The organism is Nocardioides houyundeii, assembly GCF_002865585.1.
In the GTDB taxonomy this organism is placed as follows: domain Bacteria; phylum Actinomycetota; class Actinomycetes; order Propionibacteriales; family Nocardioidaceae; genus Nocardioides; species Nocardioides houyundeii.
Window position 1 is genome coordinate 447,148 of sequence record NZ_CP025581.1, and the last position, 12,388, is coordinate 459,535.

The 12,388-nt window shown below is 72.6% G+C and carries 10 protein-coding genes; 5 read left to right on the forward strand and 5 right to left on the reverse strand.

Annotated elements, in window-relative coordinates:
* Window positions 1–36 precede the first annotated feature (36 nt).
* The 3 genes from C0R66_RS02195 to C0R66_RS02205 all read right to left on the reverse strand — a co-directional run bounded on the left by C0R66_RS02195 (window position 37) and on the right by C0R66_RS02205 (window position 4,210).
* Entirely contained in the window at window positions 37–1,410 is a 1,374-nt protein-coding gene (locus C0R66_RS02195) for a hypothetical protein (protein ID WP_101523318.1), read from the reverse strand.
* 82 nt (window positions 1,411–1,492) lie between these two features.
* A complete protein-coding gene (gene lysS / locus C0R66_RS02200; protein WP_101523319.1) occupies window positions 1,493–3,196 on the reverse strand; it encodes a lysine--tRNA ligase in 1,704 nt (567 codons plus the stop codon).
* 102 nt (window positions 3,197–3,298) lie between these two features.
* Window positions 3,299–4,210, reverse strand: coding sequence for a diacylglycerol/lipid kinase family protein (locus C0R66_RS02205; RefSeq protein WP_101523320.1), 912 nt, complete (start codon window positions 4,208–4,210; stop codon window positions 3,299–3,301).
* A 177-nt stretch (window positions 4,211–4,387) separates the two neighbouring features.
* Between C0R66_RS02205 and C0R66_RS02210 the strand changes: the two genes are divergently transcribed.
* The gene (locus tag C0R66_RS02210; RefSeq protein ID WP_101523321.1) at window positions 4,388–5,677 is read left to right on the forward strand and encodes an adenylosuccinate synthase; all 1,290 of its coding nucleotides are present in this window, start codon (window positions 4,388–4,390) and stop codon (window positions 5,675–5,677) included.
* 27 nt (window positions 5,678–5,704) lie between these two features.
* Here the strand turns inward: C0R66_RS02210 and C0R66_RS02215 are convergent, their stop codons facing one another.
* Both C0R66_RS02215 and C0R66_RS02220 read right to left on the reverse strand, forming a co-directional pair.
* Window positions 5,705–7,129 carry a hypothetical protein gene (locus C0R66_RS02215; RefSeq protein ID WP_101523322.1) on the reverse strand — a complete coding sequence of 475 codons (1,425 nt, stop codon included), beginning with the start codon at window positions 7,127–7,129 and terminating at the stop codon, window positions 5,705–5,707.
* 28 nt (window positions 7,130–7,157) lie between these two features.
* Window positions 7,158–7,778, reverse strand: a complete 621-nt coding sequence (locus C0R66_RS02220; protein WP_101523323.1) for a TetR/AcrR family transcriptional regulator — start codon at window positions 7,776–7,778, stop codon at window positions 7,158–7,160.
* An 88-nt stretch (window positions 7,779–7,866) separates the two neighbouring features.
* Between C0R66_RS02220 and C0R66_RS02225 the strand changes: the two genes are divergently transcribed.
* The 4 genes from C0R66_RS02225 to C0R66_RS02240 all read left to right on the forward strand — a co-directional run bounded on the left by C0R66_RS02225 (window position 7,867) and on the right by C0R66_RS02240 (window position 12,333).
* Complete coding sequence (locus C0R66_RS02225; RefSeq protein WP_101523324.1) at window positions 7,867–8,706, forward strand: SDR family oxidoreductase; 840 nt, start codon at window positions 7,867–7,869, stop codon at window positions 8,704–8,706.
* Window positions 8,707–8,893: 187 nt separating this feature from the next.
* Complete coding sequence (purD, locus tag C0R66_RS02230; protein WP_101523325.1) at window positions 8,894–10,159, forward strand: phosphoribosylamine--glycine ligase; 1,266 nt, start codon at window positions 8,894–8,896, stop codon at window positions 10,157–10,159.
* Between the two features lie 30 nt (window positions 10,160–10,189).
* The gene (gene purB, locus C0R66_RS02235; protein ID WP_101523326.1) at window positions 10,190–11,608 is read left to right on the forward strand and encodes an adenylosuccinate lyase; all 1,419 of its coding nucleotides are present in this window, start codon (window positions 10,190–10,192) and stop codon (window positions 11,606–11,608) included.
* A 269-nt stretch (window positions 11,609–11,877) separates the two neighbouring features.
* Entirely contained in the window at window positions 11,878–12,333 is a 456-nt protein-coding gene (locus C0R66_RS02240; protein ID WP_101523327.1) for a hypothetical protein, read from the forward strand.
* Window positions 12,334–12,388: the final 55 nt, after the last annotated feature.

Consider the following 12,388-nt stretch of genomic DNA (forward strand, 5'->3'; position numbering starts at 1 on the left):
GCGACGACGAGCGCCCTGAGGTGGCCGTGGTGTTCCTCATCCGACCTGCCACCCGGACACGTAGGTGTCGGGTGCCGGGTCGTCGTTGTGGGACCAGCCGACCACGAGGCGTCCACGCTCCTGGTCGTAGGCGGCGGACTCGGCCCGGTAGGCCACGAGCTCGTCGAACCACATCCGCGTCGCGTCCTGCCACACCTTCGTGCCGTTCCACGTATAGGCCGCGACGGTTCGGGCGCCGATCAGCACCAGCCGGCGCTTCGGGTCGATCTCGATCTGGGCGACGTCGGTCTCGCCACGGGTGTGCTTGATGGTCCGGATCGGCTTGCCGTTGGCGCGCATCACGCGCACCCGGACGGTGTTGGCGTAGGTCCCCGCCGCGGCGACGAAGATCCGGTGACTCCTCGGGTCGACCGCGATCGCCTCCGCCCGGTGCGCCCGGTGCGCCCGGTGCGCCCGCTCGGCGCGCCAGGCCCGGTCGGCCTTGCGGTGCCCGGTGGCGCTCCACGAGACCAAGGTGATCCGGTTGCCACGGTGGGCGCCGGCCGAGTGGTGCCCCGCTACGTGGATGCGGTGCGATGCGGTGTCCACCGCCAGGGTGACGTCGGTGGTCTTGGTGGTCCCGCGGAGGTCACGGGTCCGTCGCCAGACCCGCTCCCGCCCCTCGCGGAAGGCCAGCAGCACGGTCCGGGTGTCGCCGCCCTTGAGGTGGGCCCCCGCGAGGTACCAGCGGTTGCGCGTCGGATCGACGGCGAGTGCGGTGTCGCCGGAGTCGGCGCCACCGTGTCGGAATTCCCGGTTCATCACCGTCGCGCCGTTGCGGTCCACGCAGTCCAGCCGCCAGGCGGTCGGGGTGCCCCACTTCGCCGACGCCTTGCTCACCCGGGTGACGCAGGCCGTCCCGGTCCGCGGGTTGACCTCGACGTCCTGCAGGGTGCCTGCGCCTCGGCACGGCCCTTCGCACTCGCGAGCCGACAGCGGGACCGACCACTGCACGGTCCCCTGGAGGTCCAGGGAGTGGACGACCGCGCCGCTGCGCAGGGCGGAGACCAGCACGATCCGCTGGCCCGCGGGGTCGATCGCCAGGTCGGCGAGGTCGGACTCCTTGTCGGGGCCCAGGCCGATCTCCCACTCGCTGCTCCCCGTCTCGCCGTCGAGGCGGCTCACCCTGATGCGCTCGTCGAAGTCGTCGTCGTACCGGGCGGCGAAGACGTCCCCGCTGGTGGGGTCCAGCACCACCCCGGTCCCGTAGACATGGCTGTCGTAGGGGCGGTCGCCCTCGAACGGCGTGATCCACAGCGCCTGCCTGTCCTCGGCGGGCTCGCGGGTCTCCGCGCTGGCGGGCACGACGGCTGCGCTGAGCGCGAGCGCGAGCGCGAGGATCGGGACGGTGACGCGGCTGATGCGGCTCATGCGGTGCTCCCCCGGTGGACGGCGGGTCTCAGGCGTGTGACGCGCCGAGGTGACGTCTGGTTGCCACCCACCGTAGATCGTCTCAGGCGGGAGCGGTGAGCAGTCCCCGCACGGTGTCCGCGCCGAGTGCCACGATCAGCGTCGGCAGTCGCGGGCCCCGGTCCTTGTCCACGAGGAGGTTGTAGAGGAGCTTGAAGAACTCCTTCTGGTCGGCCTTGACCTCGTCGGTGGGCGCGGCGTCGACGGCGAGGCCGTGGGCCAGCTTGGGCACGCCGTAGACCACGGTGGTGACCGAGTCCAGCTCCAGCTCCTCGGGCAGGTGCTCAAGCAGCAGCGACAGCCACCGCGCCTCGCGCTCGGTGAGGGCTGCGAGCCGCTCGGTGTCCGGGGCGCTGCGGACGATGGTGCGGTCCTCGGCGGGCACGAACTCCGCGGTCCACTGCATCGCCTTGGTCAGCCGGGGCTCCAGGTCGGCCACCGAGTCGTGGGCGAACCCGACCTGGCCGATGACGGCGCTGATCAGCTCCGCGGAGCCAGCGGTCACGTCGGCCACCGAGGAGAGGGTGCGGAACGGCACCACGACCCGCGAGGTGGGCAGCGGACCGGAGGCCGGGCCGATCGCCCGGTCGTGGGCCAGCACGGCGGCGTCGCGCTTGGCGGGGTCGGCGGCCTTGCGGCCCAGGGCGTCCCACTCGTCGTACAGGCGGACGACCTCGGGGCCGAAGTCGATGTTGAAGGTCTGCTTGGGCGCCCGGCGGACGTAGAGCCAGCGCAGGATCGGCGCCTCGAGGACCCGCAGCGCGTCGCTCGCGGTGGGCACCCCGCCCGCGGAGGAGGACATCTTCTGCATGCCGGCGAACCCGACGAAGCCGTAGGCCACGAACGACGGGGCGCGGCCGCCGAAGAGCTTCACCACATCCTTGCCGACGGTGTACGACGACCCGGGCGTCGCGTGGTCGGCGCCGCCGGGCTCGAAGTTGACGTTCTCGAAGGCCCAGCGCATCGGCCAGTCGGCCTTCCACACCAGCTTGCCCTCGTCCTGGGTGGCCAGGTTGGTGACGCCGGAGAAGGTGCAGGCGGTGCAGGTGTAGGCGAGGTCGGTGCTCTCCTCGTCGTACGCGGTGATCGTGGTGGTGTCGCGTCCGCAGTCGCGGCAGTAGGGCTTGAACGGGAAGCGAGCGAGGTCGTCGCCGGCCCCGGTGGGCGCGTCGTCGGCCTCGGCGACCGACTCCTCCAGCGACTCCGCCTCCTGCTCCGAGGTGGGCTCGGGGGCCTTGGCCTTGGTGCGGTAGCGGTCCAGGATCGCCTCGATCTCCCCCCGGCGGCGTACGGCGAGCAGGATCTGCTCGCGGTAGGTGCCGGCGCGGTACATCTGGGTCTGCGACACCTCCTCCATCTCCACGCCCATCTCGGCCAGCGCCTCGATCAGCGGCGCCTTGAAGTGCTCGGCCCAGGACTCGTGGCACTCCCACGGGTCGGGCACCGCGGAGAGGGGGCGGCCGATGTGCTGGGCCCACGACGGGTCGACGCCCGCGGGGACCTTGCGGAAGCGGTCGTAGTCGTCCCAGGAGTGCAGGTGGCGGACCGGGACCCCGCGGCGCCGCAGCTCGTCGGCGACGAAGTGCACGGTGAGGAACTCGCGCAGGTTGCCCAGGTGCACCGGGCCCGAGGGGGAGGCCCCCGAAGCGCAGGTGACGAGGTTGCCCTCCCCGGCGTGGCGGACGGCCTCGTCGGCGGCGCGGGTCACCCAGTCGACGGGCTCGGAACGGGCGGCTCCTGCGGACACGCTGAGTCTCCTGGCGATGATGGGATGGCGATGGGGGCCTGGGGCGGGCTGGCACACCAACGCTACCGCTGGCCGCCGACCTCCCGGGTGCTCAGGGCAGGCTCAGGGTAGGATCATCGAGTACGCGCCGGACTCGACGTGCCAGGTCCGGGTCCGCTCCGGGCCGTAGAGCTCGCCGTCGGCCGAGGCGAAGAACTCCTCGCCGGAGACCGAGACCTCCCGGCCGCGCAGGTAGGTGACGTTGTCCTGCTCGTGGTGGGTGCCGCGGGACAGCCTGGCGACGTAGGCGAACTTGGCCAGCGGGCCCGTGGCGCGCGAGACCATGATGTCGACGAGGCCGTCCTCGGCGTCCGCCTCCGGGGTCAGCTCCGCGCCGCCGCCGACCGAGGTGCCGTTGCCGACCGCGACCATCAGCACGGGCCGGTCGAAGTCGTTGACCACGCGGCCGTCCACCTCGACCCGCACGCGCAGCGAGGGCGGCAGGAAGGCGGCCTGCAGCGCGCCGAGCGGATAGCCGAGCCGGCCCAGGTTGACCTTGCCGATCCCGACCGAGCCCAGCCGGTTCTTCCAGCGGTGGCCGCGACGACTGGCCTGCGCGCCGGCGCCCACGTGCACGCTGTTGACCACCACCTCGCCGAGCTCGTCGACGATCAGGTCGACCGGTCGGATGTCGCCGGTGACCAGCACCCGGGCCGCCTCCTGCGGGTCCAGCGGGATCTCCATGTGGCGCGCGAAGTCGTTGCCGGTGCCGAGCGGGATCAGGCCGAGCACCTTGTCCTTCAGCTCGTTGCGCCGGTGCAGCACCGAGACCACGGCGTGCAGGCTGCCGTCGCCGCCGGCGACCACGATGCGCCGCGAGCCGGCGCGGTGCAGGACGCCGTCCAGCTCGCCGGGGTTCGAGGTCGCAGCCACCTCGACGGACGCCTTGCCGTGCAGCACTTCCAGCGCGGCGTCGAGCGACTGCTGGTCGGCGGTGCCCGCCTCCGAGTTGGTGATGACCAGCAACGATTCCATGGCACGGACCATAGCGGAGAGGCTGCACTCAGAGCCGAGCGAAAATGACGACTCCGGGCTGGGTCCCGGACTTTGGTAAGGTCTCGCTGCAAGAGCTCCGGTGCACTTGTGCCGGAGCTGCTTTTTTGTGTGCGAGTTCGTGGACCCGATCTCGCCACCGACGTGAAGGGGGCTGCGATGCCCGCGATCATGGTTCTGGGTGCCCAGTGGGGCGACGAGGGCAAGGGCAAGGCCACCGACCTGCTCGCCTCCACCACCGACAGCATCGACTACGTGGTGCGCACCAGCGGTGGCCACAACGCCGGCCACACCATCGTGGTGAACGGCGAGAAGTTCGCCACCCACCTGCTGCCCAGCGGCATCCTGACGCCGGGCGCGAGCTGCGTGATCGGCAACGGGGTGGTGGTCTCGCCCGAGGCGCTGTTCCGCGAGCTGGACGCCCTGATCGCGCGTGGGGTGGAGCCGGCGCCGCTAGTGGTGAGCGCCAACGCGCACGTCATCGCCTCGTACCACTCCACGATCGACAAGGTCACCGAGCGGTTCCTGGGCAACAACAAGATCGGCACCACCGGGCGCGGCATCGGGCCGGCGTACGCCGACAAGGTCAACCGGCTCGGCATCCGCATCGCCGACCTCTTCGACGAGAAGATCCTCGCCGCCAAGGTCGAGGGTGCCCTGGACGCCCGCAACCAGCTGTTGACCAAGGTCTACAACCGTCGCGCGATCGGGCCGGAGCAGGTCGTGGAGGAGCTGCTCTCCTACGCCGACCGGCTGCGACCGATGGTGGCCGACACCTCGCTGCTGCTCAACCGCGCGCTGGACGAGGGCAAGACCGTGCTGTTCGAGGGCGCCCAGGCCACGATGCTCGACGTCGACCACGGCACCTACCCGTTCGTGACCTCCTCGAACCCGGTCGCCGGCGGCGTCTGCGTCGGCGCGGGGGTGGGACCGACCCGGATCGACCGGGTGATCGGCGTGATCAAGGCCTACACCACCCGCGTCGGCTCGGGGCCGTTCCCCACCGAGCTGTTCGACGAGGACGGCGAGAAGCTGTGGCGCGTGGGCGGCGAGGTCGGTGTCTCCACCGGCCGCGACCGGCGCTGCGGGTGGTACGACGCGGTGGTGGCGCGCTACGCCACCCGGGTCAACGGCCTGACAGACCTCTTCCTCACCAAGCTCGACGTGCTCTCGGGCTGGGACCGGATCCCGGTGTGCGTGGCCTACGAGATCGACGGCGTGCGGCACGACGAGATGCCGATGACGCAGACCGAGTTCCACCACGCCAAGCCCATCTACGAGTACCTCGAGGGCTGGGGCGAGGACATCTCCGGCTGCCGCACGGTCGCCGAGCTGCCCGCCGCGGCGCAGGCCTACGTGACGGCGCTGGAGGAGATGAGCGGCACCCGGATCTGGGCGGTCGGCGTCGGCCCGGGCCGCGAGCAGACGGTCGTCGTCCACAACGACTGAGTCGGCACGGCTCGACTCAGGGCCGAGTCAGCGGGCCGCCCGCTGCACCCCGCGCGACCACGCGGCCCGCAGCTCGGCGGCCTGCTCCCCGGTGCCCCGTGACTCGGTGATCTCCGGCCCGGTGGGAGTCATCTCGACGCTGAACCCTACCGAGGGGGTGCGTCCCTCGGGATCGGTCGCCCGCACCCACAGCTGGTAGCGGTCGGTCTCGCCCTGGTGCCGCGCCAGCACCGAGGCGACCCGGGTCAGCTGCGGGGCCAGGGCAGCGGCGCGCACCTCGAGCCCGACGTACGGCGGCTCGTCCTCCTCCTGGGTGATCTCCAGGGTGCCCGTTGGTCCGGGGGAGGTGAGCAGCTCGTGCCCGAGCATCACCAGGGAGTCGTCTCCTCCGGGCACGATCTCGACCACGTCGCCCACCGCCGTCAGGAAGTGCAGCGTGGTGGAGCCCAGCGCCTCGCCCGCCTCGCGGCGCAGCAGCTCCATCAGGGGCATCGCGGTGGCCAGGGAGCCCTGGAGCCGCACCTCGACGGCCGGGCCCGCCAGGCGGGCCGACTCGACCCCCGGGCCACCGGACAGCACCTCGATCACCCGGGTCGGGTCCACCCGCTCCGCCGGGTCCTGGAACGAGGCCGTGAACACGTTGTCGGTGACCACCACCTCCACCGGCCCGAGGCCGGCGCCGTGCGGTCCAGCCGCCGCGGCCGCCTCGGCGGGGGCGACGGCGCGTGCGTCGGAGACCCCGAGGATCACGCCCTCGGGCTGCACGGCCAGCCCGGTCAGGGCGAACGCCGTACGCGCGCCGTCGTGCTGCGACTCCACGCTGCGCGCCAGGTCGACCGCGGCGGTCGGGAACTCGCCGGTCGCCCGCAGCAGCCGGTCCAAGCCGGTGGTGCCCTCCGCGGTGAAGGAGACCTCGAGGCGGGGGCCGGCGGCGGGGGCGACCAGCTCCCAAGCGGTCTCGGCCACGGTCCAGAAGTCCGCGCGCCGGGTCGGCCGGAGCGTCAGGTCCGCGCGCTCGGGGCCGAGATCGGCCTCGAGCACCGCGACGTCGGGGTTGTCCGCGGCCCAGGCGAGGGCCGCGCCGACGTAGGAGTCGTCGGCCGCGTCGCTGTCGGCGTCGATCCGGGCGGTCAGGTGCTGTCGCTGGTCGTGGGTGCGAGCGTCCTCCCACAGCGTCACCAAGATCTCCCGGGGGTCCAGGTCGCGGGCCACCTGGATCGCGTCGCTGATCTGCTCGGCTTCCGCGCCGAGCTGCAGGTCCAGCGAGATCGTGCAGGAGAACTCGGGGCAGCCGACCGTGGCCTCCTGGACCCCGGGCGCGTCCCGGAACGCCTCCTCGACCGTCTCGTCGCTGATCCCGCAGGCGGCCAGGCTCAGCAGCGCCAGTACGACGAGCGCCGCCGCGCGAGCTCGCCGGCGGACGGGACGAGGCGGTGCTGCTGGGCGGGGCATGCCGCAGATCGTGGCAGACGCGCGGTCTTCAGGGGCGCTGCTGCACCGCGTGGAGCAGATCGCTGCCCAGGTCGACCAGCTCGGCGCGGCTCAGCGGCAGCTCCTCGCCCAGCCAGGAGGCGAGCACCTCAGCGAACCCGGCGGCGAAGAGCAGACCGTGCAGCCGGGCCCGTTCCGGTGGCCACGCCGCCGCTCCGAACACGTGCTGCGCCTCGTCGCCGACGAGCTCGGCGAAGCCGGCCAGCAGCTGGTGGCGACGGGCGCGGAGCGCGGCGGTGCCGGTGGACTCCACCACCGCCACCCGGCCCTTGGCGGGGGAGTCGCCGATCAGGTCGACCACCGCGGTGATCGCGGCCCGCACCTGGCGCGAGGGATCGCCCGCGTGCTCGGTCAGCGCTGACAGGGCGGCGGCGGTCATCTCGGTGGCCACGGAGTCCAGGGCGGCCACCATCGCCTCGTCGCGGTTGCGGAAGGACTCGTAGAAATAGCGCTCGGTGAGCCCGGCCTCGGCGCAGATGGCGGTCATGGTGGTGCCGGGCTCGCCGCCGCCGGCCAGCGTCGCGATCGTGGCCGCGACCAGGCGCTCCCGTCGTACGGCGGCGCGCTCGGCCGCCGACCTGCCGCCGTAGCTCCGCTCCGATTCGCGCACCGCCTCATCCTGCCGTACCGCCCTTGACAGTGACCTGTATCACCGCAAAACTGACAGGACGTCCTGTCAGATGCCTCGAAGGAGCCCCATGAGCCGCACCTCCCGCACCCCCGGTCCCGGCGCCAGCCCCTTCGCGGGGCGCACCATCGCCATCACCGGCGGGGCCCGCGGTATCGGTGCCGCCACCGCCCGGCTGCTGCAGGAGCGGGGCGCGGACGTGATCATCGGCGACCGCGACGCGGCCCACCTGGAGGAGACGGCCCGGGAGCTCGGGGTGCGCTGGCACCCCCTCGACGTCACCTCGGTCGAGGACTGGACCGCCTTCGTCGCCGCGGCGGGGGAGATCGACGTGCTGGTCAACAACGCCGGGATCATGCCCGTCGGGCCGTTCCTGGACGAGGACGCGGGCGTCACCCGGCAGATCTTCGAGGTCAACACCTTCGGCGTCATCAACGGCACCCGGGCCGTCGCGCCCGGGATGGTCGCGCGGGGCCGCGGGCACGTCGTCAACATCGCCTCCGCCGTGGGTCGCGTCGCGCTGCCCAACGGAGCGTCGTACTCCGCGTCCAAGCACGCGGTGGTCGGCTTCACCGAGGCGATGCGTGCCGAGCTCGGGCCGTCTGGCGTCGAGGTCTCGATGGTGCTGCCGGTGATCGTCAACACCGCGCTCGGCGCCGGAGTAGCCCGGACCCGGGGGGTGCCCACGCTGGACCCCGAGCAGGTGGCCGCCGTGGTCGTCGACGTGATCCGGCGCCCGGTCCCCGAGGCCTGGGCACCGCGCTGGGGTCAGCCGGTCACCAAGGTCTCCCAGGCGCTGCCGCGCCGCTTCCAGGAGGTGGCCCGGCGGCTGATGGGGGCCGACGACGTGCTCACCCATGCCGACGCCGGCGTGCGGGCGGCGTACGAGAGCGAGGCCCGCCGCACCTGACCCGGTGACCGAGCAGGGGGAGCCGTGCGTCAGTCGACGTCGCAGTAGCTGGTGATCCCGAAGCCCGCGAGGAAGATCCCGACCGTGTCCAGCCCCGGCGTTGTCCGCATGGGCCGATCATGGCGCATCGCGCCCCCTTGCGGGCAGCGTCCTGGGGGCGGCTCGATCGAGACTAGAATCGCTCCACGTGAAGACCCTCGTGATCGGCACCGGCGGCCGTGAGCACGCCCTCGCCCTGGCCCTCGCGCGCGATCCCGAGGTCACCGAGGTGCACGCCGCACCGGGCAACCCGGGCATCGCCGAGGTCGCCACGCTGCACGAGGTGGACCCGATGGACGGCGCCGCGGTGGCCGCGCTGGCGGGACGCCTGGGCGTCGACCTGGTGGTCATCGGCCCGGAGGCGCCGCTGGTGGCCGGGGTCGCGGACGCGGTTACCGACGCCGGCATCGCCTGCTTCGGTCCCAGCCGGGCCGCGGCGCTCCTGGAGGGGTCGAAGGCCTTCTCCAAGGAGGTGATGGCCGCCGCCGGGGTGCCGACCGCTCGCTCGTTCACCTGCACCAGCGCCGAGGAGGTCGCGGCCGCTCTCGACGCCTTCGGCCCGCCGTACGTCGTCAAGGACGACGCCCTGGCCGCCGGCAAGGGCGTGGTGGTGACCAACGACGAGATCGAGGCGCTGGCGCACGCCTCGTCCTGCGAGCGGGTCGTGATCGAGGAGTTCCTCGACGGGCCCGAGGTCTCGCTCTTCGCCGTCTGCGACGGCACCACGGCGTACCCGCTGCAGCCCGCACAGGACTTCAAGCGGATCTTCGACGGGGGACTCGGCCCCAACACCGGCGGCATGGGCGCCTACTCGCCGCTGCCGTGGGCCCCAGCCGACCTGGCCGCCCAGGTGCTCGCGGACGTCGTACAGCCCACGCTGGACGAGATGGCCCGCCGTGGGACGGCCTTCCGCGGCTGCCTGTACGTCGGCCTGGCGCTGACCGCCGCCGGCCCGCGGGTCATCGAGTTCAACTGCCGCTTCGGCGACCCCGACGTGCAGCCGGTGCTGGCGCTGCTGGAGTCCGGGCTCGGGTCGCTGCTGCTCGCTGCCGCGCAGGGCCGCCTCGGCGAGGTCTCGCCGCCGCGGTTCCGCGACGGTGCCGCGGTCAGCGTGGTGCTCGCCAGCGCCGGCTACCCCGAGTCCTCCTCCAAGGGCGACGTCATCGTCGGCACCGAGACGCTGGCCGCCGACGCGGACGTCGACGTGATCCACGCCGGCACCTCCGGCGGGTCGCCGCTGCTCACCGCCGGCGGCCGGGTGCTCGCCGTACGCGCCGTCGGCACCGACGTCGCCGACGCCCGGGCCAAGGCCTACGAGGGCGTCGCCATGATCTCGTTCCCCGGCGCCCAGTGGCGCCGGGACATCGCAGCCGAACCGCTGGGCGTCGTCGAGGGCGCCGCCCTCCACGCCTGACCTCCGCCCCCTCCCCGAGGAGCCTCCCTGATGACTGTCCCCAACGTGCTCGCGACCAGGTACGCCGGTGCGGACCTGGCCGCGATCTGGTCGCCCGAGCACAAGATCGTGCTCGAGCGCCAGCTCTGGATCGCCGTGCTGCGAGCCCAGTCCGACCTCGGCATCGACGTGCCCGAGGGCGTCGTCGAGGCCTACGAGGCCGTCGTCGACCAGGTCGACCTGGCCTCGATCGCCGCGCGCGAGCGGGTCACCCGGCACGACGTGAAGGCTCGGATCGAGGAGTTCTGCGCGCTCGCCGGCCACGAGCACATCCACAAGGGCATGACCTCGCGCGACCTCACCGAGAACGTGGAGCAGCTCCAGCTCAAGCAGTCGCTCGAGCTGCTGCGCGACCGGACGGTGGCCACCTTGGCCCGGCTGGCCCGCCTCGCCGCCGAGCACGAGACCACCGTGATGGCCGGGCGCTCCCACAACGTCGCCGCGCAGGCCACCACCCTGGGCAAGCGGTTCGCCACCATCGCGGACGAGATGCTGATCGGCCTGCAGCGCGTCGAGGAGCTGCTGGCGCGCTACCCGCTGCGCGGCATCAAGGGCCCGATGGGCACCGCGCAGGACATGCTCGACCTGCTCGACGGCGACGCCTCCAAGCTCGCCGACCTGGAGACCCGGGTCGCGGCCCACCTGGGGTTCGACAACGTGCTGACCAGCGTCGGCCAGGTCTACCCCCGCTCGCTGGACTTCGACGTGCTCTCCGCGGTGGTGCAGCTGGTGGCGGGTCCCTCCAACCTGGCGACCACGATCCGGCTGATGGCCGGGATCGAGCTGGTCACCGAGGGCTTCAAGGAGGGCCAGGTCGGCTCCTCGGCGATGCCGCACAAGATGAACACCCGTTCCTGCGAGCGGGTCAACGGCCTGGCCGTCATCACCCGCGGCTACCTCTCGATGGTCGGCGAGCTCGCCGGCGACCAGTGGAACGAGGGCGACGTCTCCTGCTCCGTCGTACGCCGGGTGGCGCTGCCCGACGCCTTCTTCGCCGCCGACGGCCTCTTCCAGACCTTCCTCACCGTGCTCGACGAGTTCGGCGCATTCCCGGCCGTCATCCAGCGCGAGCTCGACCGCTACCTGCCGTTCCTGGCCACCACCAAGGTGCTGATGGCCGCCGTGCGCAACGGCGTCGGCCGCGAGGTCGCCCACGAGGCCATCAAGGAGGCCGCGGTCGGCGTGGCCCTGGACATGCGCAAGGGCCAGGTCGAGAACGACGTCTTCGCCCGTCTCGCCGCCGACACCCGGCTCGGCCTGACCCAGGACCAGATCGCCAGCCTGGTCGCCGACCCGATCGAGTTCACCGGCGCCGCGGTGGCGCAGGTGCAGGAGGTCTGCCGCCGGGTCGCGGTGGTGGCGGAGCGGTACCCCGAGGCTGCGGCGTACTCGCCTGGCGCGATTCTGTAAGCGGGGCTGGCAGGGATCCCCGCTCAGCCGGGGATCCCTGCGCCTAGGGGGGCATGCATGCCCCTCGAACCGTAGGAACACCCCACCAACCTCCTGTGGTGGTGCATGGATACCCGCCTGGGCGGGGATCCCTGCGCCTAGGGGGGCATGCATGCCTCTCCAGCCGCAAGGAACCCCCTCGAACCCGCCCGTACGCCGCCCCGTCGCGCGGTGCGCGTCCCCCGATTTGGGGGTTCCCTGGCAGTTACCGACCGGTAAGACTGCAGCCCATGCGCCTCCCTCACGCTCTCGCCGCCGTGCTCCTGGTCGGGATGGGCACGGGCCTGGCCGGTTGCGGCAACGACGACAAGCCCGTGCAGGGCACCCCGGGGCAGATCGGCTCCACCAGCGAGGACGGCCTCTCCGAGGACTTCCCCCGCGACGACGTGCCCATGCCCGACGGCGAGGTGAGCGACGCGCTCGGCTCCAAGCACGGCTTCATGTTCGTGCTGACCGTGGACCAGCCGCTCGAGGCCACGATGGGGGAGATCGAGTCGCTGATGTCGGAGGCGGGGTTCGTCGTCGACTCCGAGGAGAGCTCCGCCGGCACCGCCGAGGCGGTCTACGTCTCCGAGGAGTGGCAGGTCACCGCGGCCGCGCTCACCTCGGAGAGCGAGAAGGGCCGCGAGCTGGGTCTGCCGGCCGAGGTGACCCGGCTCAACTACGCCGTGACACCCGGCACCTGAGCCGTCCCGCCCGGTACGACGGGCGCCTGGCAGACGCCGTGTGACCCAGCCGACG